This is a genomic window from Nitrosospira sp. CT (assembly GCF_059489795.1).
The window spans coordinates 50,125-73,047 of sequence record NZ_JCAHZJ010000017.1; the positions used below are offsets into that span (position 1 = coordinate 50,125).

At 53.2% G+C, this 22,923-nt stretch carries 22 protein-coding genes and 1 riboswitch; of the genes, 10 read left to right on the top strand and 12 right to left on the bottom strand.

From position 1 onward, the window contains the following. Positions 1–4: 4 nt before the first annotated feature. Positions 5–427, bottom strand: a complete 423-nt coding sequence (gene dksA, locus AC52W5_RS02720) for an RNA polymerase-binding protein DksA (RefSeq protein ID WP_074975841.1) — start codon at positions 425–427, stop codon at positions 5–7. A gap of 446 nt (positions 428–873) precedes the next feature. Between dksA and AC52W5_RS02725 the strand changes: the two genes are divergently transcribed. The 5 genes from AC52W5_RS02725 to AC52W5_RS02745 all read left to right on the top strand — a co-directional run bounded on the left by AC52W5_RS02725 (position 874) and on the right by AC52W5_RS02745 (position 4,821). Further along, complete coding sequence (locus AC52W5_RS02725) at positions 874–1,287, top strand: EF-hand domain-containing protein (RefSeq protein WP_074975840.1); 414 nt, start codon at positions 874–876, stop codon at positions 1,285–1,287. 6 nt (positions 1,288–1,293) lie between these two features. After that, positions 1,294–2,148, top strand: coding sequence for an HvfB family MNIO-type RiPP peptide maturase (locus AC52W5_RS02730; protein ID WP_074975839.1), 855 nt, complete (start codon positions 1,294–1,296; stop codon positions 2,146–2,148). Then, positions 2,129–2,887 (top strand): HvfC family RiPP maturation protein, encoded by a 759-nt coding sequence (locus AC52W5_RS02735; protein ID WP_074975844.1) that lies wholly within the window; start codon positions 2,129–2,131, stop codon positions 2,885–2,887. Before AC52W5_RS02730 ends, AC52W5_RS02735 begins: the two co-directional genes overlap by 20 nt. Before the next feature lie 73 nt (positions 2,888–2,960). Further along, positions 2,961–3,602 (top strand): class I SAM-dependent methyltransferase, encoded by a 642-nt coding sequence (locus AC52W5_RS02740; RefSeq protein ID WP_495669882.1) that lies wholly within the window; start codon positions 2,961–2,963, stop codon positions 3,600–3,602. 34 nt (positions 3,603–3,636) lie between these two features. Continuing rightward, positions 3,637–4,821, top strand: coding sequence for a BaiN/RdsA family NAD(P)/FAD-dependent oxidoreductase (locus tag AC52W5_RS02745; protein ID WP_495669883.1), 1,185 nt, complete (start codon positions 3,637–3,639; stop codon positions 4,819–4,821). 105 nt (positions 4,822–4,926) lie between these two features. Here the strand turns inward: AC52W5_RS02745 and hslU are convergent, their stop codons facing one another. The 5 genes from hslU to dapF all read right to left on the bottom strand — a co-directional run bounded on the left by hslU (position 4,927) and on the right by dapF (position 9,488). After that, entirely contained in the window at positions 4,927–6,258 is a 1,332-nt protein-coding gene (gene hslU, locus AC52W5_RS02750) for an ATP-dependent protease ATPase subunit HslU (RefSeq protein WP_074975836.1), read from the bottom strand. A gap of 125 nt (positions 6,259–6,383) precedes the next feature. Then, positions 6,384–6,920 (bottom strand): ATP-dependent protease subunit HslV, encoded by a 537-nt coding sequence (gene hslV, locus AC52W5_RS02755; RefSeq protein WP_074975835.1) that lies wholly within the window; start codon positions 6,918–6,920, stop codon positions 6,384–6,386. A 100-nt stretch (positions 6,921–7,020) separates the two neighbouring features. Then, positions 7,021–7,977, bottom strand: coding sequence for a tyrosine recombinase XerC (gene xerC, locus AC52W5_RS02760; protein ID WP_495669884.1), 957 nt, complete (start codon positions 7,975–7,977; stop codon positions 7,021–7,023). Positions 7,978–7,980: 3 nt separating this feature from the next. After that, positions 7,981–8,640: a DUF484 family protein gene (locus AC52W5_RS02765; RefSeq protein WP_074975833.1), complete on the bottom strand. Its 660-nt coding sequence runs from the start codon at positions 8,638–8,640 to the stop codon at positions 7,981–7,983. Positions 8,641–8,654: 14 nt separating this feature from the next. Then, positions 8,655–9,488 (bottom strand): diaminopimelate epimerase, encoded by an 834-nt coding sequence (dapF, locus tag AC52W5_RS02770; RefSeq protein WP_495669885.1) that lies wholly within the window; start codon positions 9,486–9,488, stop codon positions 8,655–8,657. Positions 9,489–9,629: 141 nt separating this feature from the next. On the opposite strand from dapF, the gene metK reads away from it, so the two are divergent. From metK to metF, 3 genes are all read left to right on the top strand, one after another. Continuing rightward, complete coding sequence (gene metK, locus AC52W5_RS02775) at positions 9,630–10,829, top strand: methionine adenosyltransferase (RefSeq protein ID WP_113066407.1); 1,200 nt, start codon at positions 9,630–9,632, stop codon at positions 10,827–10,829. 20 nt (positions 10,830–10,849) lie between these two features. Then, positions 10,850–10,927, top strand: a riboswitch (S-adenosyl-L-homocysteine riboswitch). Positions 10,928–10,943: 16 nt separating this feature from the next. Continuing rightward, entirely contained in the window at positions 10,944–12,389 is a 1,446-nt protein-coding gene (gene ahcY / locus AC52W5_RS02780; RefSeq protein WP_495669886.1) for an adenosylhomocysteinase, read from the top strand. A gap of 89 nt (positions 12,390–12,478) precedes the next feature. After that, entirely contained in the window at positions 12,479–13,324 is an 846-nt protein-coding gene (metF, locus tag AC52W5_RS02785; protein WP_495669887.1) for a methylenetetrahydrofolate reductase [NAD(P)H], read from the top strand. 210 nt (positions 13,325–13,534) lie between these two features. On the opposite strand, the gene AC52W5_RS02790 is transcribed toward metF, so the two are convergent. The 4 genes from AC52W5_RS02790 to AC52W5_RS02805 all read right to left on the bottom strand — a co-directional run bounded on the left by AC52W5_RS02790 (position 13,535) and on the right by AC52W5_RS02805 (position 18,864). Then, on the bottom strand, positions 13,535–14,776 hold the full coding sequence (locus AC52W5_RS02790) for a pyridoxal-phosphate-dependent aminotransferase family protein (protein ID WP_495669888.1): 1,242 nt from the start codon (positions 14,774–14,776) through the stop codon (positions 13,535–13,537). Between the two features lie 206 nt (positions 14,777–14,982). Further along, positions 14,983–16,494, bottom strand: a complete 1,512-nt coding sequence (locus AC52W5_RS02795) for a M48 family metallopeptidase (RefSeq protein WP_495669889.1) — start codon at positions 16,492–16,494, stop codon at positions 14,983–14,985. Between the two features lie 283 nt (positions 16,495–16,777). Then, on the bottom strand, positions 16,778–17,116 hold the full coding sequence (locus tag AC52W5_RS02800; RefSeq protein WP_011381824.1) for a P-II family nitrogen regulator: 339 nt from the start codon (positions 17,114–17,116) through the stop codon (positions 16,778–16,780). 131 nt (positions 17,117–17,247) lie between these two features. Continuing rightward, positions 17,248–18,864: an NAD+ synthase gene (locus AC52W5_RS02805; RefSeq protein WP_495669890.1), complete on the bottom strand. Its 1,617-nt coding sequence runs from the start codon at positions 18,862–18,864 to the stop codon at positions 17,248–17,250. 101 nt (positions 18,865–18,965) lie between these two features. On the opposite strand from AC52W5_RS02805, the gene AC52W5_RS02810 reads away from it, so the two are divergent. Both AC52W5_RS02810 and AC52W5_RS02815 read left to right on the top strand, forming a co-directional pair. Then, positions 18,966–20,114 (top strand): GNAT family N-acetyltransferase, encoded by a 1,149-nt coding sequence (locus AC52W5_RS02810; RefSeq protein ID WP_495669891.1) that lies wholly within the window; start codon positions 18,966–18,968, stop codon positions 20,112–20,114. 134 nt (positions 20,115–20,248) lie between these two features. Continuing rightward, on the top strand, positions 20,249–20,788 hold the full coding sequence (locus AC52W5_RS02815) for an NUDIX hydrolase (RefSeq protein WP_113066401.1): 540 nt from the start codon (positions 20,249–20,251) through the stop codon (positions 20,786–20,788). Between the two features lie 221 nt (positions 20,789–21,009). Here the strand turns inward: AC52W5_RS02815 and AC52W5_RS02820 are convergent, their stop codons facing one another. Both AC52W5_RS02820 and tsaE read right to left on the bottom strand, forming a co-directional pair. Further along, positions 21,010–22,413 (bottom strand): N-acetylmuramoyl-L-alanine amidase, encoded by a 1,404-nt coding sequence (locus AC52W5_RS02820; protein ID WP_495669892.1) that lies wholly within the window; start codon positions 22,411–22,413, stop codon positions 21,010–21,012. Beyond that, entirely contained in the window at positions 22,377–22,868 is a 492-nt protein-coding gene (gene tsaE / locus AC52W5_RS02825; protein WP_495669893.1) for a tRNA (adenosine(37)-N6)-threonylcarbamoyltransferase complex ATPase subunit type 1 TsaE, read from the bottom strand. Before tsaE ends, AC52W5_RS02820 begins: the two co-directional genes overlap by 37 nt. Positions 22,869–22,923: the final 55 nt, after the last annotated feature.

Here is a 22,923-nt window from a genome sequence, read left to right on the forward strand (position 1 = left end):
ATGTTTATTTCGCGACTTGCTTTTCCCTTATTTCATCCAAGGTCTTGCAGTCGATGCAGAGTGTGGCGGTGGGGCGGGCTTCAAGGCGCTTTAAACCGATTTCCACACCGCAGCTTTCGCAATAACCGTAATCTCCAGTATCTATTTTTGAGATCGTTTCATCTATCTTCTTGATCAGCTTGCGTTCACGGTCACGATTTCTTAATTCGAGCGCCATGTCCGACTCCTGGCTGGCGCGGTCGTTAGGATCAGCAAATATTGTGGCTTCGTCCTGCATAGTGTGAACCGTGCGATCGATATCCTGTCCCAATTCAAACTTGATGCCTTCCAGAATATTGCGGAAATGCATAAGCTGCTTGGAACTCATGTAGCTTTCTCCCTTCGAGGGTATGTAGGGAGTGGCTTGTTTATACATTTCTTGCGGCATAGTCAGTATTTCCTTTCCATTGCTGGGTGACGTGTAACAATGCAACTGCTATTTAAAAACAACCCATTATACAGATAACTCATCTCCGGTTCAGTTGATGCGCTCTGAGAGCAATACGGTTGGCAGAAACTTGTCAAGGTTTCGCCAGGAACGGAAATCCCACAGTTTAGCTTAAGAACCAGGCTCTCATCCTCCTGTTCATGACAAAACCTTAGCCTCTTCACGTTCAACTCCCTGTGGAACATATAGGGGGACACATGGGGCAGCACGAATTCTTGCAGAATTTTTAGTCCTTGAATACCCCCGCAAGAAATAAATACGTTATTTTGCTGCAAGCCTCTCCGAGAGAATTTCCTGTTCCCGATCGCTGCGGAATCAGCGGAATCGGCTCCCGTTCCTGTCAAACTGTGACATAATATTTTTTCCAGATTCAAGGAGAACTAACTGTGCAAGACAAAAAATCCAGGATTTCCGCAGTCATAGGATCGGTCCTTGTTACCGGCCTTGGTGCCTCTCCCATTGTTTTCGCGGGCGACAGTGAGGCGGACAGCAAGGCAAGCAATCCTTTCGTCATGCAGTCGTTAAACAAGCGTTATGTAGTGGCTTACGCCGACAGGGTGGATCCCAGCAAATATGGGGCGGGCGCAAAAGCGGCAGAGGGAAATTGCGGCATGTCGCTGGCGGACAAAAATAAAGACAATAAAGTGACCAAGGAAGAATTTATCAAGCATCACGAAGGCATCTTCGACAAGATTGACGCAAATAAGGATGGAGCCGTCGACCCAGCGGAAGCGGACAGCTTTGCAAAAAGCAGGTCCGGTGGCGGAACAGCAGCACCTCATGGGCAGATGAAGAAATAACTGGACATGCAACAGTTCCCACGCCTCGCCCGCGTGGGGCTGGGCTTCCGGCGGGAGCTCATTCCTGCGCTGAAAAGTGGTGTCCCCGACGCCATCGATTTTTTCGAGATCGCTCCCGAGAACTGGATCGACCTTGGCGGAGGCGCGGCACGGGATCTGCATTTTTTTACCGAGCGCTATCCTTTTGTCTGCCATGGCCTTTCCCTTTCAATCGGCGGTCCTGCTCCCCTGGATGAAGTGTTGTTGCAAAAGATTCGCCAATTCCTCGATCAGCACCGGGTACTTCTTTATACGGAACATCTTTCCTACTGCTCTGACGACGGTCACCTGTACGATCTGCTCCCGATCCCTTTTACGGAGGAAGCGGTAAAATATGTCGCTGAACGTGTTCGCCGTGCACAGGATATTCTCGAGCGGCGTATCGCATTGGAAAACGCATCGTTTTATGTCGCTTCGCCTATCACCGATATGAGTGAATTGGACTTTATCCAGGCTGTGTTGCTGGAGGCGGACTGTGATCTTCATCTCGATGTCAATAACGTTTACGTCAACAGCATTAACCACGACTACGATCCCGTGGACTTCATCCGTGCCCTGCCTTCCGGTCGCATCGTGTATATGCACATGGCCGGGCATCATAAGGAGGCGGAGAATCTGATCATCGACACTCACGGCGCCGATGTAATCGATCCGGTATGGTCGCTGCTGGATCAAACCTACGGCATGCATGGTGTTGCGCCGACTTTGCTCGAGCGTGACTTCAATATTCCTCCGCTCGACCAGTTGATGCAGGAAGTGCAACGCATCGCACTGATCCAGGCGCGGCATGCGCATTCAGGCGATGTCTGTTCAGCTTCCTGAATTTCAGCGCTTCCAGTACGCCTTTACTGCGCACCTTCGCAATCCCGGGGCAAAGCCTGTTCCATCTGGAATCGACGCGCGGCGAATGCGCATATACAGCAGACTGGTTTACGAGAATCTCGACGGCTTTCTCCTCAGATGCTTCCCGGTGACCCGAGATGTGCTGGGGTCGCGTCGATGGTCGAGGCTGGTGCGTGCCTTTCTCATTGCGCACCGTAGCCGTTCTCCCCTTTTTCATCAGATAGCCGGTGAGTTTATTGAATTTCTGGCGAATGAAGGCACCATCCCTCAAAACTACCCGGAGTTCCTCCTGGAGTTCGCGCACTACGAATGGATGGAACTGGCATTGTCCACATCAACGGGCATGCCTGATTGGAAGACGATCGATATCGCCGGTAACCTGCTTGAGGGACGACCTCTTTTGAATCCGGTGCTTGCCAACCTTTGCTATCACTGGCCAGTCCATCACATCCGTCCACGCACTCGCATCGCCCAGGCAAAAACTTACCTGTTGCTGTTTCGTGACGCGGATGACGAGATTCAATTTTCAGAAATCAACGCCTTTACTGCGCGTCTGATAGATCTGCTTGCGCTGGAAGAGCACACGGGGCATGCCGCTCTTGAAATCATCACGACTGAAAGCAGGCACCCCTCACCCGAAGTCGTGATGCAGGGCGGGTTGAAAATCATGACTGATCTTCAGGCTCGCGGCGCATTGCTGGGTGTTGCCAGAAAGTAAGTGCTTTTCGTTCGGCTCACACCAGACAGGACAGAATGTCCGCCTAATTTTTACCCTATTTGTGTAAGCTGCCGTGAAAACAGATTCATCGGATCTTGGAAAACTCTCCCATCTTACGCTGAACAGTTACAACGAAAGAGCCGAAGCGTTCTGGGAGGGTACCAAAGACCACGATGTCAGCCAAAATGTCGCTGCATTGCTGCGACACATCGAAAGTCCTCCGCCCTTCAAGATACTGGATCTGGGCTGTGGCCCCGGACGTGACCTGAAGTCTTTTGCCGATCTCGGTCATGTGGCGATCGGGCTGGAAGGGGCAACGCGGTTTGTCCAAATGGCACGCGACTATAGTGGCTGTGAGATATGGCAGCAGGACTTCCTCCGGCTCGATCTGCCTGAGGAATACTTTGATGGCATATTCGCGAATGCCTCCCTGTTTCATGTTCCGAGGAGTGAACTGCCGCGAGTGCTGAAAGAACTGCGGTCAACGCTGAAACCGGGCGGCGTGCTGTTCAGCTCCAATCCCCGCGGGAATAACGAGGAGGGCTGGAATCACGGGCGTTATTGCGTATATCACGATATTGACGGCTGGAGGCGCTATATGTCCGGCGCAGGTTTCGTCGAGCTTGCCCATTACTATCGCCCAGCAGGTCTTCCACACGAGCAGCAACCCTGGCTGGCCAGCGTATGGCGCAAGGCTGCAACAGAATGCCAGTAAACCCATAAGGCTCATTTCCCCGTAAGCATCGCAATTGAAGAAAGACGTCGTCGTAATAGGTGCTGGCGCAGCCGGCATGATGTGCGCAATGGAAGCGGGAAAGCGTGGACGGAGTGTGCTGCTGCTGGATCATGCCACCAAGCTGGCGGAAAAAATCCGCATCTCGGGAGGAGGCCGGTGTAATTTCACGAATCGTTACACTGCCCCGGAAAATTTTCTGTCGCAGAATCCGCATTTTTGCCGATCTGCGCTGGCACGCTTCACTCCTTGCCACTTCATAGAACTAGTGGAAAAGCATCGCATCCGTTATCACGAAAAAAAGCTGGGACAGCTATTCTGCGATGAGGCTTCGCGGCAAATCATTGACATGCTGCGCAATGAATGTGAGGCCGCTGGAGTCATCTTTCAAATGTCCTGCGGGGTAAGCCGCATAGACCGGGGTTTCGGCGATACTGGATTCGTATTGGAAACCAGCTGTGGCAAGGTGATGACAGATGCCCTGGTAGTCGCGACCGGAGGTCTTTCCATTCCGCAAATCGGCGCCAGTCCTTTCGGCTATCGCATCGCAGAGCAGTTCGGCATAAACGTTACGCCGCTACGTCCCGCCTTGGTACCGCTGACCTTTGCGCCGGAACAGTTGTCCGTTTTTTCAGGACTCTCGGGCATTGCACTCGACACAATAGTGAGCTGTAACGGCGCCCGTTTTCGAGAAAATCTGCTGATCACGCATCGGGGTCTGAGTGGTCCTGCAATCCTCCAGATTTCCTCATACTGGCGACCGGGAGATCCGATCCATATCAACCTGCTACCTGAGCTGGATGCACCTGGTTGGTTGCTCGATCGCAGGCACAGCGGCGCGCTGCTGTCCAATCTGTTGGCGCAGCATCTGCCTCGACGGTTTGCAGAAGCGTGGCTGAGCGCAATGAGGAGTACGCTTCCGGAAACGCCTGTAAACGAGTATGGCAACAAGAGCTTGAAGCAACTGGCCTCTCAATTGCATGCCTGGCAGGTTTTCCCGAACGGCACCGCAGGCTACAAAAAGGCGGAAGTAACACTGGGAGGCATCGATACTGCCGAGCTTTCTTCCAGAACGATGGAATCGAAAAAAGTATCCGGACTTTATTTCGTAGGGGAAGTCGTCGATGTCACGGGCCAACTGGGCGGCTTCAACTTCCAGTGGGCCTGGTCATCGGGTTATGCGGCAGGGCAATCAGTGTAACCGCAGCTTCTATCGGAAGTGCGGTATCTGTATCGCAAAGAGATAATCTTTCTTTCTTACGGGGATGATAGATTGTCTGAAGAATGGGAAGTTTTCAGTGACTTCTTAAAGCACGTAGCGGGCCAGATCCTCGCTTTGCGCCAGGTCGCTGAGTCGTTTATCCACATAGGCAGCATCAATGACAACTGCGTCTCCATGGTGTTTCTCGGCATTGAACGAAACATCCTCTAGCAGTTTTTCCATGGCGGTATAAAGACGCCGTGCTCCAATATTCTCTGTTTTTTCGTTGACTGCAAAAGCGATCTCCGCCAGACGCTTGACCGCATCAGGAGTAAATTCCAGCCTCACCCCTTCAGTTTCAAGCAGCGCCTCATATTGACGTGTCAAGCAGGCATCCGTATTGGTGAGGATTTGTACAAAATCGTCGGCGCTGAGGCTGGTGAGCTCAACCCGAATTGGAAACCGGCCCTGCATCTCGGGAATCAGATCGGAAGGCTTGGCGAGGTGAAATGCCCCGCTGGCGATAAACAGAATATGATCGGTCTTGATCATGCCATATTTGGTGGAAATCGTGGTCCCCTCCACCAGAGGCAGCAGGTCCCGCTGAACCCCCTGGCGCGACACATCCGCTCCCGAAGTCTCGGAACGGCTCGTGATCTTGTCGATTTCATCCAGGAACACGATACCGTTCTGCTCGACATTCTGTACTGCGCGCAGCTTCAATTCCTCATCATTAACCAGCTTCGAGGCTTCCTCATCGACAAGGAGCTTCATCGCTTCGCGGATTTTCAGCTTTCGCGTTCTTTTTCTTTCTGCACCCAGATTCTGGAACATGCCTTGAATCTGCGTCGTCAGCTCTTCCATTCCGGGGGGAGCAAAGATTTCCATGTGGGTATGCGGGGTCGCCAGCTCGATTTCGATCTCCTTATCGTTGAGCTCTCCCTCGCGCAGCTTCTTTCGAAATTTCTGGCGGGTAGCGCTTTCCGCCTCGATGGATTCCGTCTGCAGGCCCGTTTCTCTGGCAGCGGGCAATAGCACATCGAGTATGCGTTCCTCAGCATGGTCTTCCGCGCGTGCGTGCATCTTTTGCGTTTCACGCTCCCGCGACTGCTTGACTGCGGCTTCCACGAGATCACGGATGATCGAATCCACGTCACGTCCAACATACCCTACCTCGGTAAATTTGGTCGCCTCGACCTTGATGAACGGCGCATCTGCAAGTTTCGCGAGTCGACGCGCTATTTCCGTCTTGCCAACACCCGTCGGACCGATCATTAAAATATTCTTGGGCGTAATCTCCTGGCGTAGCGGATCCTGCACTTGCTGCCTGCGCCAACGATTCCTGAGCGCGATGGCAACCGAATGCTTGGCGGCATCCTGACCTATGATGTGCTTGTCAAGCTCGTGAACGATTTCCCGGGGAGTCAGTTGAGACATGGTCAGGTCAGTGATAAAGGCAAAAGGTGAGAGAAATCAAAGCCACAGTACGAACAATACAAAGCATAAGTTATACCGGAATAGAGGCGCAGTCCTGTCTTGTCCGGATTCATTTTCTCCGGCTGCTACTCCAGAACCTCGATTACGTGGTTCTGATTGGTGTAGATGCACAGATCCCCGGCTATGGTAAGTGCCTTCTTGACGATTTCCGGCGGTGTAAGATCGGTGTTTTCCAGAAGCGCGCGGGCCGCTGAATGCGCATAGGAACCACCGCTGCCGATTGCCGCCAGGCCGAACTCGGGTTCTATTACATCTCCCGCCCCGGTAATAATGAGGGTAGCGGCCGGATCGGCGACGACGAGCATGGCCTCGAGTCTGCGCAGAATCCGGTCAGTGCGCCAGTCTTTTGCCAGTTCCACCGCCGAGCGCATGAGGTGTCCCTGATGTTTTTCCAGCTTGCCTTCAAAACGTTCGAACAAAGTAAAGGCATCCGCCGTCCCTCCGGCAAATCCGGCCAGGAGCCTGTCATGGTACAGCCGCCGCACCTTGCGCGCGCTGGCTTTTGCTATCACCGCTCCCAGCGTCACCTGGCCGTCACCGCCCAGCGCGACGTGGTTCCCGCGCCGGGCGGAAAGTATGGTTGTGCCGTGGTATTCTGCCATGTCTAGCCCGGTAATTGGAGAGCGAAGATTATAACGCCGATTCACGAGAAGAATGCAAACAGTGTTTGCGCCAATCCGTAGTCCGGCTCATCCCTGCGGTTCAAGTCTCATTCTTCTTTCGTGCGCGCGGGTGTGTTGCATCATAGACCTTCGATAGATGCTGGAAGTCGAGATGGGTATATATCTGCGTGGTGCTGATGCTGGCATGCCCCAGCATCTCCTGCACCGCTCTCAGGTCGCCGCTGGATTGCAGCACATGTGATGCAAATGAATGCCGCAGCACGTGCGGGTGGATGCGCCCGCTGATTCCTTGCTTTACTGCCTGAATTTTCAGGCGCTGATCAATCGACCGGCGGCTGATGTTCCTTCCGTGCCGGGACAGGAATAGCGCCGTTGCCCCCGGCCTGGCGAGCGCATTTCGTTGTTTTATCCATTCTCCCACTACTTGCACGGCTTTGCTTCCTACTGGCACATCGCGGGTTTTATTCCCTTTGCCGGTAACGCGCACAATCCCGTCCCCCAGACTTAAATCCTCGGGCTTCAGGTTCACGAGCTCCGCGAGCCGCAATCCCGAAGAATAGCAGAGCTCGAACATGGCTTTATCGCGTAAGGTAATCAGATCGGGGGTGTCGAACTCCAGCAGCTTCAAGGCCTCATCAGGTGACAGGGTGCGAGGCAGGACCTTGGGTGACTTCGGCGCCCCTACCCCAGCGCAGGGATTACATGCATAACCATGATGCCGGGCCAGGTAATTATAGAATCCGCGCCATGCGGACAGCATTCTCGCCAGGCTCCTGCCGGAAAATCCGTTTGCATGCAACTGAGCTAGAAAACGCCGGATATGGTGGATTTGCAAATGCTGCAGTGCGATTCCCCGCGAGAGATTCACCAGTATATCGAGATCGTGGGCATAACTTTCGCAGGTGAGGGGCGACAGTCGCCGGGTCCCGGCGAGATAAGCGAGATAAGCGGAGGCAAGTTCGGTCTGTCCCTTTACGGACATCTTGCCGGAACCATTCGGACCGGTTAACGATTCCGGGTGTCGCCTCTTTCCCATTTCTCAGGCGGTGCGAAAACGTCTCAATGACGCGCTGGCAAGTTCACCGAGTCGCGCGAGGTAAACTGTTCCCATTTCCGGATAGAACCGTTGCGGTTCTTCACTGCCCATTACCAGTAATCCGATGGTTTGATCCCCATGCAATGCTGCCATTGCAAATGAACGCAAATGCTCGGCCTGTTCGCCGAACCAGCTTCTGATCTCATCCGGAACATGGGGTCCGCAATAAGGGTGCAGCAAATTTTCCGCCATCGCATGGATCTCGCTGCTGACGGGTACAAATTCCGGTGGCAGGGGTTCGTCAACACCGATATTCCAGATACGAAGCGCGCTGTGAGGCACCGAAAAGTTTTCACGCAGCGCAAAAGCGAGCCCATCCAGAAGATCAGGCAAACGTCTGAAGGTGAGGAGCGAGACTGCCAATTGGTGCATTTTTTCCGCGATAGCGTCATTCTCCTTGCCGAACAGGATCAATTCCTCCAGCTTATCCCGCAAAATCTGGTTTTTACCCCGCAATGCCAGGATTTGACGCTCGCTCAAGGAAATCGCCCTCCCGTCATGGGGATTAGGCACCTGAATGTCTGCCAGCATGCTGGCATATGCTTCAAAGAACTCCGGATGCGCACGCAGATACTCTGCTATCTCTTCGAAACTTGATTTCATGTCTTTTCTGTTTTTTAAAACTGCAACTCGATTTCTCCATCAAAAACGGTGATAGCAGGACCGGTCATCCAGACGGGTTGATTTTCCCCTTCCCACCGTATGAACAGATTTCCAGTGGAAAAACTCACCCTGACGGGCGATTCAAGGAGTCCTCGTTGAATTCCCGCAACCGCCGCCGCACAGGCCCCCGTGCCGCAAGCCAGGGTTTCACCCGCGCCCCGCTCGTAGACTCTCAGCCGGATATGATGAGGATCGATAACTTGCATATATCCGGCATTTACTCGCTGAGGAAAACGTGAATGCTTTTCGATAAGCGGACCCTCCGTCAAGACCGGCGCGTCATCCAGGTCCGATACTACCTGGACGGCGTGAGGATTGCCCATCGACACAACACTGATTTCCACCTCCTTGTCATCCAGGCGGAGTGGGTAAGTGGGCGCTCGCTGGTCGGCGATAAAAGGAATCTCACCGGGATCGAATTTCGGCACACCCATGTTGACCGTTACTTCCCCGTTCGCTTCAAGCTTTGGAATAACCACCCCGCTTAGCGTTTCAATCCGTACTTCCTTCTTGCCTGTCATACCATGATCATGCACGTAGCGAACGAAGCAGCGCGCCCCATTGCCGCATTGTTCCACTTCTCCCCCGTCGGCATTAAAAATGCGGTAGCGGAAATCAGCATCGCCTTCTGCCTTTTCGATCAGCAGAATCTGGTCGCAGCCTATTCCCAGGTGGCGGTCAGCAAGTCGCCGCAATTGTTCCGGTGAGAGCGAAATCTGCTGATTCATCGCGTCAATGACAACGAAATCGTTGCCGAGGCCATGCATTTTGGTGAACTTGAGTTTCATTCATCAAGAGTTGCAAGAACAGGAATTACAGCACGAGGTATGGAAACATCGGCATGCCAAGCCGTATTGTATTATCCATCTTCTTAATAAGCGCGTAATTTGGTATTCTACAGACCTTTTACGATTAAGCGGCTGGACAAAATGAGCGAATATCTTTTTACCTCCGAATCCGTGTCTGAAGGTCATCCCGATAAGGTGGCCGATCAAATTTCCGATGCCATCCTCGATGCCATCCTGGCTCAGGATCCTAATGCGCGGGTAGCCTGCGAAACTTTATGCAGTACCGGCCTGATCGTCATGTCGGGCGAAATCACTACACAGGCCAATGTAGACTACATGCAAGTCGCGCGCGCAGCAGTCAAGCGTATCGGTTACAACAGTTCCGATATCGGCTTTGACTACAATACCTGCGCGGTGCTGACTGCTTTCAACAAACAATCCCCCGATATCGCGCGCGGAGTCAACCGCACCAAGGAAGAGGAAATGGACCAGGGGGCGGGTGACCAGGGTCTCATGTTCGGCTACGCCTGCGACGAGACGCCGCAATTGATGCCCATGCCGATCTACTATGCCCACCGTCTGATGGAGCGCCAGGCGGAACTCCGAAAAGATGGACGCCTCCCGTGGCTGCGTCCGGATGCAAAGTCACAGGTTTCAGTACGCTACCTGAATGGCACCCCGCAGCGAATCGAGACCGTTGTCATTTCCACACAGCATCACCCGGATATCAGTCACACGGATTTGAGTGAAGCCATTATTGAGGAAGTCATCAAGCCCGTGCTTCCGAAAAAAATGTTGAATGGAGAAACCCGGTACCTTATCAACCCGACAGGACGTTTCGTGGTGGGCGGACCGATGGGAGATTGCGGACTGACCGGTCGGAAGATTATCGTGGACAGCTATGGGGGGACCGCGCACCATGGCGGTGGCGCCTTCTCCGGCAAGGATCCGTCCAAAGTGGACCGTTCCGCTGCTTATGCCGGACGATATGTGGCAAAGAATCTTGTCGCAGCCGGCATTGCCAGCAGATGCGAAGTACAGATGGCTTATGCGATCGGAGTTGCGCGCCCCGTTTCGCTGATGGTCGACACTTATGGAACCGGAAAAATTCCCGACGATAAAATCGTCAAACTGATCGAGCGGCACTTCGATCTGCGCCCGCGTGGCATCATCCACGGCCTCGATCTGCTGCGTCCCATCTACGAGAAGACTGCTGCTTATGGCCATTTTGGCCGGGATGAACCGGAATTCAGCTGGGAATCCACGGATAAGGCTGCACAATTGCGCGAGGAAGCGGGAATTGAACCCGCGGAAACCGAACCGGTCAGTCTTCAGGCTTAAGATCACATCACCCACCCTTCCAGACCGAGGAGCGCTGCAACGGGCATTGTCCCGCGAGGCTCGGCAAGGAAGGATCGCTACAACGGCGCTCGTTCATTTTCAGGAGAAAATCTTATGAACGCTGTGCTCAGTACTGCTTCCGCGTCCGCGGGCTTCACCGACTATAAAGTTGCCGATATGTCCCTGGCGGAATGGGGGCGCAAGGAAATCGCCATTGCCGAGACGGAGATGCCGGGTCTGATGGCGCTACGGGAAGAGCATGCCGGTGCCAAGCCTCTTGCAGGGGCACGCATTGCCGGTTCCCTGCACATGACCATTCAGACTGCGGTATTGATCGAAACGCTTACCAAGCTAGGCGCTCAAGTACGATGGGCTTCGTGCAACATTTTCTCGACTCAGGACCATGCCGCCGCCGCCATTGCAGCGGAAGGCATTCCCGTATTTGCCCATAAGGGCGAATCTCTGGAGGAGTATTGGGAATATACCCACCGTATTTTTGAATGGCAAGGGGATACCTCAGAGGGTAATGGCAGTCCCAATATGATTCTGGATGATGGCGGCGACGCCACCTTGCTCATTCTCCTTGGCAGCAGGGCGGAGGAAGATCCGTCTGTCATCGCCAGTCCTGCCAACGAAGAAGAGCAGGCCTTGTTTGCCGCCATTCGCAAGCGCCTGAGCGTCAGCCCGAACTGGTACTCCACCCGGCGCGCCAATATCAGAGGGGTGACGGAGGAAACCACTACCGGCGTCCATCGTCTGTATGAAATGCAAAAGAAAGGTGAGTTGCCGTTTCCGGCATTCAACGTGAATGATTCCGTCACCAAATCAAAATTCGACAATCTGTACGGGTGCCGCGAGTCTCTTGTTGACGGGATCAAACGGGCGACCGATGTCATGATTGCCGGAAAGATTGCCATAGTGTGTGGTTACGGTGATGTCGGCAAAGGTTGTGCTCAGTCCCTGCGCGGTCTTGGAGCCACCGTGTGGATAACGGAAATTGACCCCATTTGCGCACTGCAAGCGGCAATGGAAGGCTATCGCGTCGTCACCCTAGATGAAGCCTGCGATCAGGCGGACATTTTCGTGACTGCCACCGGCAATCTGCGAGTTATCACCCATGATCATATGGTGCGAATGAAAGACCAGGCAATCATATGTAATATTGGCCACTTCGATTCTGAAATCGATATTGCCTCGGTTCAGAAGTACCCATGGGAGAATATCAAGCCGCAGGTCGATCACGTCATTTTTCCTACTGGCCGCCGCATCATTGTGCTGGCAAAGGGACGGCTGGTGAATCTTGGCTGTGCAACAGGACACCCTTCTTTTGTCATGTCGACTTCATTCACCAATCAAGTTCTGGCACAAATGGAGCTTTGGCAGAATGGTGCCAGCTATCAGAAAAACGTCTACGTGTTACCCAAGCATCTGGATGAAAAAGTAGCGCGATTACATCTCAAAAAGCTGGGCGTCAAACTTACGAGACTGACGGAAGAACAGGCGAGCTACCTGAATATGGACATTGACGGACCGTACAAGCCGGCAATGTACCGTTATTGATTTTTTTCAGGTTTGGATTTTAGCGCGGTGAAGGAAAAAGGTGGTTAGACCACCGCCTTTTTACCCTTCCCGCACTTTTCCGCTTCGCCATGGAATCACAGAAAAAATTTGTTCCCACATTCAGCTTCGAATTTTTTCCGCCGCAGACTGTGGAAGGAATAGAGAAACTGCGCGCTACGCGCAGGCAACTTGCGCAACTCAAACCGAAATTCTTCTCGGTAACCTTCGGTGCGGGAGGATCGACACGCGATCGTACCCTGGAAACCGTGCTCGAAATTCAGGCAGAAGGCCTGGTCGCGGCACCCCATCTTTCCTGTATTGGTGCAACCCGGGAAAATATCCGCGCCATGCTGGAGCAATACCGCAGCAGCGGTATTCGCCATCTGATTGCGCTTCGGGGTGATCTGCCTTCGGGAATGGCGCAAGGAGGAGAATTTCGCTATGCCAACGAACTGGTAGCCTTTATTCGCCGCGAGTACGGTAACGCCTTTCATATCGATGTAGCATCCTACCCGGAGTACCATCCGCAAGCCAGAAATGCTCAGGAAGACTTGAAGAACTTCAAGCGCAAGATCGAGGCCGGCGCAGACTCGGCCATTACCCAGTATTTCTACAATGCGGACGCCTATTTTGACTTTGTCGATTCGTGCGAGGCGATGGGCATCAATATTCCGGTGGTTCCCGGCATCATGCCGATCAATAGATTTTCCCAGCTTGCCAGATTCTCGGATACCTGTGGGGCGGAAATACCACGGTGGATCAGAAAGCGGCTGGAAGGTTATGGAGATGATTCTGCTTCCATACGCGCCTTCGGCCTGGATGTCGTTACCGATCTGTGCTATCGACTACTGAATGCTGGTGCGCCCGGATTGCATTTCTACACGTTGAACTCAGCAGGACTAACGACAACCGTTTGGCAAAGATTGGGACTGTAGTTCACCCCATTTTCAGATCGAATGATCACGAGAAGCTATGAGCGAGCAACGAAGGTAGTGCGGAGAGCACGGTGATGGTGTGAGCGAAGACGGTGACTAGGTGGGGGACTGATCTGGAAATGGAGTAAATTGTAGTAGCATTGATGGAAATCTGGCGCGGTCCCATCCTCAATCCGGGATGGGGCCGCACTTCCTCCACCTATCCTGCAATCACGCTGCCTTGGCGGTCTTTTTACTTTCCACTGGCAACGGATGAGCGGCATAAGCCTGATGTGCTGCTGCTTCCGCTGCTCCGTGTTCGATTTTCATACCCATATCGGACAATACCGCTTCCAAAGCACCCAGGCACAGCATGACGTTTTCCATCCGGCTTGAATAGCCCATGAGGCCGAAACGCCAGATCTTGCCTGCAAAATCCCCGAGGCCCGCGCCGATTTCGAGACTGTAGTCAACGAGCAATCTGCGGCGCACCTCTTTCTCATCGATTCCGGAGGGCACGTGGACCGAATTAAGCTGCGGCAGACGAGAGTTTTCCTCCACGAGATATTCCATCCCGAGTGTTTCAAACCCTGCCTTGAGTGCTTCATGGTTACGCTGGTGACGGGCCCAGGAATGCTCCAGCCCTTCCTCATACAACATCAGCAGTGATTCGTGCAAGGCATAGAGCGCATTGGTAGGGGCGGTATGGTGGTAAGTGCGCGTGCTTCCCCAGTAGCCGAACAGGAGGTTCAGGTCCATGAACCAGCTTTGCACCTTGGTTTTGCGGCTTTTGACGAGATCAACCACCCGTTCCGAGAAGCTGATGGGCGACAGGCCGGGGGGGCATGACAGACATTTCTGGCTACCCGAGTAGATGGCATCAATCTTCCATTCGTCCACCTTTAGCGGAGAGCCGCCAAGGGAGGTGACCGTGTCGACGATAGTGAGGCAATTATGGCGATGGGCGATTTCGCAAAGTGTTCTGGCATCCGACAGGGCCCCGGTGGAGGTCTCCGCGTGAACGAAAGCGACAACCTTGGCGTCCGGATTCTGCTTCAAGGCATCTTCCACCTTCTGTGGATCAACCGGGGCACCCCACTTGTCTTCCACCACCACAGCGGTGCCTCCGCAACGCTGAACGTTCTCGATCATGCGTCCCCCAAACACTCCGTTGCGGCATACAATCACCTTGTCGCCAGGGCTCACCATATTGACGAAGCACATTTCCATGCCGACCGAGCCCGGGCCTGAAACCGGGAAGGTCAGGAGATTGGAAGTCTGAAAGGCATATCGCAGCAAGCTTTTCAACTCTTCCATCATGTCCGTGAATACGGGGTCAAGATGGCCCAGCGTGGGACGAGCCATTGCCGCGAGAACCCGGGGATGTGTGTCGGAAGGTCCCGGTCCCATCAGGATGCGTTGCGGTGGATAGAAGGTGCCAATGTTTTTAGTTGGGCCAAAATGTCTTGTCATGGTTGTTCCTGAGTTTGATGATGATCCATGGATTATGCATGGGAAGAATTCGATTTTATCAAGGGAGCGGGAGTTTGGCTATCCGCGAATTCCCTTCTGCACGAGCGTCCTCTAAACTGCCAGAGTATCCTCTATAAAGGGAGACAGCGGTAGACAAGGACGGGTGGATATCTATTTCCGGCCAGTAAAATCGAACCTGACGGGTTCTATTTTTTTTTGGACTCGTTGGCAGCCAGTTCACGCAATTCCCTGAGACGTGCTTCCACGCTCGACATCTGGTAGAAGTCGCCATCATCTGTTTTAAGCGCGATCTGCAACTGCTCGATTGCTGCAGGGTAATTACCCTGGCGTGAATAAACTTCCGCCAGTGCCTGATGTTGCAGCAGGATGTTCCCCAGCGCTTCATGGCTTTGCGCCTGCAATCTATAGAGGCGCACGTCATTCGGGTCGAACTGCAATTGCCGGTTGATGAAGTCGAGCGCATCCTGCGCACTGACTTTGCTCAGCAGCGCCTCGGCGTAATCGTAGGTTAATGCGCGATGCTGCGGGAATATCGATAGTGCGGCTTGATAGATATCCAACGCTTCGGCAGTCTGCCCGGCTGCGAGTTTGACACGGGCCGCCAGGGTTTCTATCATGGGACTGGAGGGAGTCATTCTGCGCTGAATCCGAATGGAAGTCCCGAGTTGATGATCCTGGAGGGTCTCCCCCGTGCCCTCGGGCTGTAAGCTGTCATACAGACGCACCAGTTCCTTGTCCGCGCGCTCGTACTCCCTGCTCCGCAGCAGGGCTGTTACGAGTCCGTACCGTTCCACCATCTCATTGGTGTATCGTTTTTCACGTAAAATCGATTCGAAATACTTCACTGCGTCGGCGGGTTTTTCTATGGAGGCTCGCAACTTGGCCCTCACCAATTGGAAATCCAGGCTGTCTGGTACCTGCCGGTAGGGCAAGCCATGCGTACGGCCTTCGATGTCAGCGATGCGTTCGAATGTAACGGGATGAGTACGCAGATATGAAGGAGCGCTGTTTTCAAGAAAGCGGGTTGCCCTCTGCATGCGCTCGAAAAAATCGGCCATACCTCGTGGATCAAGTCCTGCCCCCGTCAATATATTCAGGCCGATTCTGTCCGCCTCTTTTTCATGCTCCCGGGTGAAGTTCAATTGTTTCTGAATCTGGCCTGCCTGCGAGGCCACGAGAATAGCCTGACCCGCCTGGGGATTGGCGCGAGAAGCCAGGATAGCGAGCGCCATCGAGGCAAGAGAAGTCAGCATGCTGTACTTCTGCCCGGCGATCATGCGTGCCAGGTGCTTTTGCGTGACATGCGCGATTTCGTGTGCCATCACTCCTGCCAACTCGGACTCCGACTGCGCTGCGAGAATCAGGCCGCTATTGAATCCCATGAAACCTCCCGGTAATGCAAATGCATTGAGAGCCGGATCCTGGAGGGCAAAAAACTCGAACTCCTGCTCGGGACGCGCCTCACGGGAGCCTGAAATCAGACGACTACCGAGATGGGTGAGGTAGCCGTCAATTTCCGCGTCGTTCAGGTAGCTGGGGTCCGAACGGATCTCGGACATTATTTTCAGCCCGAGCTCCCGTTCTTCTCTTGGAGATATGGATACTTGAGATACATCGCCAAGGTCAGGCAGACCTTCGGCATGGACATTCACCGTGAATAGTGCCGGCAAAAAAAACATTATGTGGCGCAATTTCATGGTCGGTAAGATACTGCTTCCCACGTGAAGTTCCACGTGACAGGGGCGAGGGCGAAGTATACCGGGACGCAATGGAAGGAGCAGGAGCGGGCGGGGGCAGGAATCAGGGAGAGTGCAAGGGCAGATTCAATCCTCTGGATGAATGGGACTGGCTTATGCTGGTTTCAGCTATGTGACCGCCGATTTCTCTCTTGCTGAGTATAGAATCAGTCGTTTGTCATCCCGGTTCGCTGCACCAGCGGGCCACTCTCGATCTTCAAGCGAACCATCATGAGCAGAGAGTCTAGACGGCGGTTTCGTCCGTTTCGCCCGTGCGTATTCTTACGACTTGTTCGATATCAGTGACAAAAATCTTGCCATCGCCGATTTTTCCGGTGCGCGCGCTACTGATAATGGTCTCAATAACGCTGTCAACCTGTTTCGCGAGCACTACAATTTCGATCTTTATTTTGGGCAGAAAATCCACTACATATTCTGCACCCCGGTATAGCTCGGTATGGCCTTTTTGCCTTCCAAATCCTTTCACTTCGGTAACTGTCAGTCCGCTTATCCCGATTTCATTGAGCGCTTCGCATACCTCGTCCAGTTTGAAAGGTTTGATGATAGCCTCGATTTTTTTCATGAAGCATTCCTTTTATTCATCATGTTGATCATAAAGCCATAAGAGGCCTTTTCTTCGCGGCTTCCGTGTCCGCCGCATACCGCCATTTTAATCCGCTGACATGTCTTTTGCGCACTTCTTCCAGACCGTTCCTAAAACTGGTCCTGATATCGCGCTGTTATGGGATAACGCCAGTCCTTGCCGAATCCGCGGGAGGTCACGCGAATGCCAGGCGGAGACTGCCGCCGCTTGTATTCATTCAGCCGGATCAGATGTATGACGCGACGTACATCCCTTTCGTCATAGCCCATGCGTAGAATTTCCTCAAGCGCTGTATCATGTTCCACGTATTCTTCCAGAATAGCATCCAGAACTGCATAAGGCGGAAGGCTATCTTGGTCAGTCTGATCTGGACGCAATTCCGCTGAAGGGGCGCGGTTGAGAACGCGGTCCGGAATCACTTTTCCAGACCTGTTACGGTACTGGCATAACCTGTATACCATCGTTTTGGTGACATCTTTCAAGACGGCAAAGCCACCTGCCATATCTCCGTATAGAGTGGAGTAGCCCACCGCCGTTTCGGATTTATTGCCCGTGACGAGTACGATGGAGCCGGATTTATTGGATAGTGCCATCAGCAAAGTTCCGCGTATCCGGGCTTGCAGATTTTCCTCGGTAAGGTCCGGGACACCAGACTGGGGCAATGCGGCAAACTCTCTGGCAAGCGTATCCTTGAATTCTCCAAATACCGGTTCGATGGGAAGCTCGGTATAGCCCACTCCCAATGTTTGCACCATAGCGCGGGCGTCCAGCAAGCTTATGTCGGTGGTGAACTGTGAGGGCATCATCACTGCTTTTACTTTGTCCACACCCAGTGCGTCCACTGCAATCGTCATGGTGAGTGCCGAATCCACGCCGCCTGATAGTCCCAGCAATACGCCAGGAATACGGTTTTTTCCTATGTAGTCCTTTACTCCGAGACAAAGCGCTTTATAAACGTTCGCTTCCAGACTTTCAAGCGGTGCGATTTCTGTTGTTACGGGCGCGGCTCCCTTCAATTCGAGCACCCCGAGTGTTTCCACGAGCGCATCGAACTGATGAGTCACGTCGCCTCTGGCGTTCATGGCGAAAGATGCACCATCGAATATCAGTTCATCCTGGCCCCCGATAAGATTGGCATATACAATCGAGAGTCCCGTTTCATCGATGCGTTTCCGAACCAGATCGTAGCGCAATGCCTGTTTGTTCATGTGATAAGGGGAAGCATTCAGCACCAGCAGCGCTTCCGCACCAGCTTCTCTTGCACGTGTAGCCGGACCTTCCTGCCAGATGTCCTGGCAAATGCTGATGCCGAATCTGATTCCATCCAGCTCGAACACGCAGGGGTGCGAGCCGGGTTCGAAGTAACGTCGCTCATCGAACACGGTATCGTTGGGCAAAAGATTCTTCAGGTACGTAGCGATGATTTTACCGTTGCATATTACCGACGCAGCGTTGTACAGTTTATCCGCGGCGAGATGGGGATGTCCGACTACAACGGTGACATCGCTTATCCTGCCAGCCAACTCTGTAAGCGCCTTCTGGCATGCATGCCGGAAGCCGTCGCGCAATAACAGGTCCTCGGGGGGATATCCGGACAAGGCGAGTTCGGGGGTTACGACCAGTCTGGCTCCCGCATTTTTTGCCTGATTGGCATAATCGAGGATCTTTCGGGTATTGCCGCTAAGGTCGCCGACTGTACAATTGATCTGAGCAATGGCGAGCTTCATTTGGACGGTCAATTGAGCTGTTCTGTCTTTATGCTTACATGATACCAGAACGAGCTCCGGGCACGTGTCCCACCCGGGAAAAGCGGCCCGGAATTGGCAAATTGGAAATAAAAGTAACGGATTCTCTCGAGCATATATCTATTCCCGCATGGAATGCACTGGCGGGCGATGACCCGTTCCTGCGGCATGAATTTTTTTCAGCGTTGCATGAAGCTGGATGCGCTTCAAAAAGAACGGGATGGTTACCCCGGTTTATTACTCTCTGGGAGGGAGGCATTTTGCAGGGTGCGATGCCACTGTATCTCAAGAACCACTCCTATGGAGAGTATGTGTTCGACTGGGCGTGGGCAAACGCTTATGAACGCGCCGGATATGATTATTACCCCAAGCTCCTGAGTGCCATACCGTTTAGTCCCGTCAGCGGAAAGCGGTTGCTTGCTCAGACTTCCGAACAGCGCGCATTGCTCGTTTCAGCCGCTCTTGCGATGGCGCGAAACGGAAACGCCGGCGCAGGCATGTCGTCGTTACATTGCCTGTTTCCCCTGGAGCATGAGGCGCGGGAAATGGAGAGAGCAGGGATGATGTTGCGATGCGGCGTCCAGTTTCACTGGAAGAACCGGCCGGGAGGAGGTTATGAAAATTTCGAGGATTTTCTGGAAGGAATGAGTTACAGCAAACGCAAGAAGATCCGGCAGGAACGGCGCAAGGTACAGGACCTGGGTATCCACTTCGAATGGCTGTCAGGAAATGATGTGGACGAGGAGCGCTGGAACTTCTTTATCGATTGCTACAACAATACATACCGCGAGCACCACTCCAGACCCTACCTGAATCTGGAATTCTTCATCCGGCTCGGCAAAAGCATGCCGGAAAACATCCTGTTGATTCTGGCGCTGCAAAACAGACAGCCGATCGGCGTTGCTTTCAATATCCATAACTCGCACACGTTGTATGGACGTTACTGGGGCGCGAGGGAATTCGTGCCGGGACTGCATTTCGAAACCTGCTATTATCAAGCCATCCAGTACTGCATCATAAATGGCCTCTCTTTATTTGAGGGCGGCGCGCAGGGCGAGCATAAGCTTGCCCGCGGATTCCTGCCGGTGCGAACCTGGTCGGCCCATTGGCTGGCTCATCCTGAATTTGCTGCTGCAATAGGAAGTTACCTGGAGCGGGAAACGCGGGACATTGATCGCTACATCCAAGCTCTGGAGGATAGCGTCCCATTCAGAAAAGATGCGAGGGATTAATGTAAGGATAATGCGGGCAGGTGCGGAAGGAAGCAGATATATTCTGCAATGGATTGCATCTTTACCCCGTTCAGATGCAAAATTGTCCTTTGAAAATAACGTTTTCCTGAACAGGTTAGCTAAAATCAGCGTTGATGAAATACTGCAGTAACTGTGGCATGCCTGTGCAATTGCGTATCCCTGAAGGCGACACGCTGCCGCGTCATGTTTGTTCCACTTGCAGTATTATTCACTACGAGAACCCGAAGATTGTGGTGGGTTGTATTCCGGAATGGGAGGATAAGATACTGCTCTGCCGGCGCGCGATTGAACCGCGGCACGGCTTATGGACATTGCCCGGCGGCTTCATGGAAAATTCCGAGTCGCTGGTTCAGGGAGCCGAGCGTGAGACTCGGGAAGAGGCAAACGCGCGGGTGGAGATGGGCGAACTATATTCGATTTATAGCTTGCCGCATATCAACCAGGTGCACGTGCTGTTTCGGGCGCGACTCCTGGATCTTGACTTCAAACCAGGAGTCGAGAGTCTCGACGTCAAACTTTTTCAGGAGGCGGAAATTCCCTGGGACACACTCGCATTCCGCGTGATACGCGAACCGCTGAACCGTTATTTCGAGGAACGGCGTCGCGGGCAACTCGGGTTTCATTTGGGAACCATAGAAGACGTTCCCAAATGATCTGCTAAATGATCTGCTGCTTCTGGAATTGCCGTTTTATTTTCCATTATTTTCAATCATTCAGCTTTAACTCCTGGCAGAATAGTTCGGACTGCGGAACACTGCATCACCTGACCCACATTCTGGACAATCAAATCGTGATCATGAGCCAGAAGCAAGAAGCGGCGCAGGCAGCGGCAGGAGAGGCTGCAGAAAGCCCCTCCGGAAAGAAAAAGCGGAGCCTAATCGAGGGAAACCAGTGTCGAACGCGAGAGGGGAGGATTGTCGGCGAAGTAGCGTTTGATACCCGCGAGTATAGCGGAGGCGAGCTTGTCCTGATAGCCATGGTCTCTCAGCTTCCTTTCCTCATCCGGGTTGCTGATGAATGCCGTCTCGACCAGGATCGAGGGAATGTCGGGAGACTTGAGGACGGCAAAGCCTGCCTGTTCGACTTCCGCCTTGTGCAGATGGTTGATGTTGCCTATCTTGGAGAGGACTGCTTTGCCGAGTTTGAGACTGTCATTGATCGTTGCTGTCTGGGACAGATCCAGCAAAGTCTGCTTGAGAATGGGGTCTTGGATATTGAGGTTGACGCCGCCGACCAGGTCTGCCTCGTTTTCTTTTTTTGCCAGCCATCCCGCAGCCGCCGAAGTGGCGCCCCGTTCTGAAAGAGCAAACACCGACGAGCCACGGGCATGCGGTTTGTTAAAAGCATCCGCGTGCACCGATACGAATAAATCCGCATTCAGTTTGCGGGCTTTTACCAGCCGCTGCGACAGTGAAATATAATAATCTCCATCACGGGTGAGGGCCGCCCGCATATTCGGCTCCCTGTCTATCTTTTCTTTCAGCTTCCTGGCGATGGCCAGAGTGATGTTCTTCTCCCTGGTACCGCGTCGGCTTATTGCGCCCGGATCCTCCCCACCATGCCCGGGATCAATAACGACAGTGGCGAGACGGATCATTTCCGGCGTGTTTTTTCTTGCCGCTTCACTGCTCCGTGCAGTCTCGATTTCGGTCCTTGAACTGACATTGCTGCCAATGTTTGGCTCGTCCCGCAGTATGTATCCTGCTTTGTCCTTGTTGTTCAGAAAGGCCATCAGCGGATCAGGGGGGATAGCAGGGTAGATGTCCAGGACAAGTCGATGTCCGTAGGTTCCAACGGGTTGAATGACAAATGCCTGCGGTTCGACTTCGGTTTTCAGGTCAAGTACCAGCCGCAATATGTCTGGTTTGAAGCGGCCGAAGCGCACGGCGTGAATGTGGGGGTCCGCGGGATCTATCTTGTCTATCAGCTTTTTCAGTTCCGGTGTCAGTGAGACATCCTCAAGGTCAACGACGACGCGATCCGGATCTTTTACCGTAGTGAGGGTGTAGCGAATGGCGGAAGCGGATTCAAGCGTAAGACGGGTGTATTCCTCGGATGGCCAGATACGGGCGGAACTGATGCGTATCTTTTCTTCAGCACAGACAGAGCTGGCAGATGACGATAACAGGAGCGCCGTGATTGACAGGCATGCCCCAGCTGCCAGGCGGTTTCGAATAGAGGAGAAACGGATTGAGTTCAAGGGTTGTGAGACTGAAGGAGCAGGCTGTGGGCGCCACCCCTTCAACGCAGCGTATTGTTCCTCGATGAGATTTGCCATCGTTTCACGCACAGTTTGCCGGCCTCCGTGTCCGCCTGAATTTCAACATCACGCCCCCCTTCTGTAACCTTGAATATAAATTTCAAATCGGCTTGGGGCAATAGTCCGTCTGCCTTTTCCGGCCATTCCACGAGACAGATCGAGTCTGCATTGAAGTAATCCCGAAAGCCCGCTTCTTCCCATTCATTGGGGTTATTGAAACGATAGAAATCAAAATGATACAAGTATAACCTAGAAATTTTATAAAGTTCAATCAAATTATAGGTGGGACTTTTCACTTTTCCAAGATAACCAAGCCCGCGTAATATGCCGCGCATAAATGTAGTTTTGCCTGCTCCCAGTTCGCCTTGCAGGAATACAACAAGGCCCGGGCGCAATGCCGGAGCTATTGCAGTTCCGAGTGCCAGGGTAGCGGTTTCATCGGCGAGATGGCAGGTCTGGTGAAGGGCTATCAAGGTGATGAATGGCGGCAGAGCCGGTATGATGTGAATATCAGAGCCCGGCAGGATA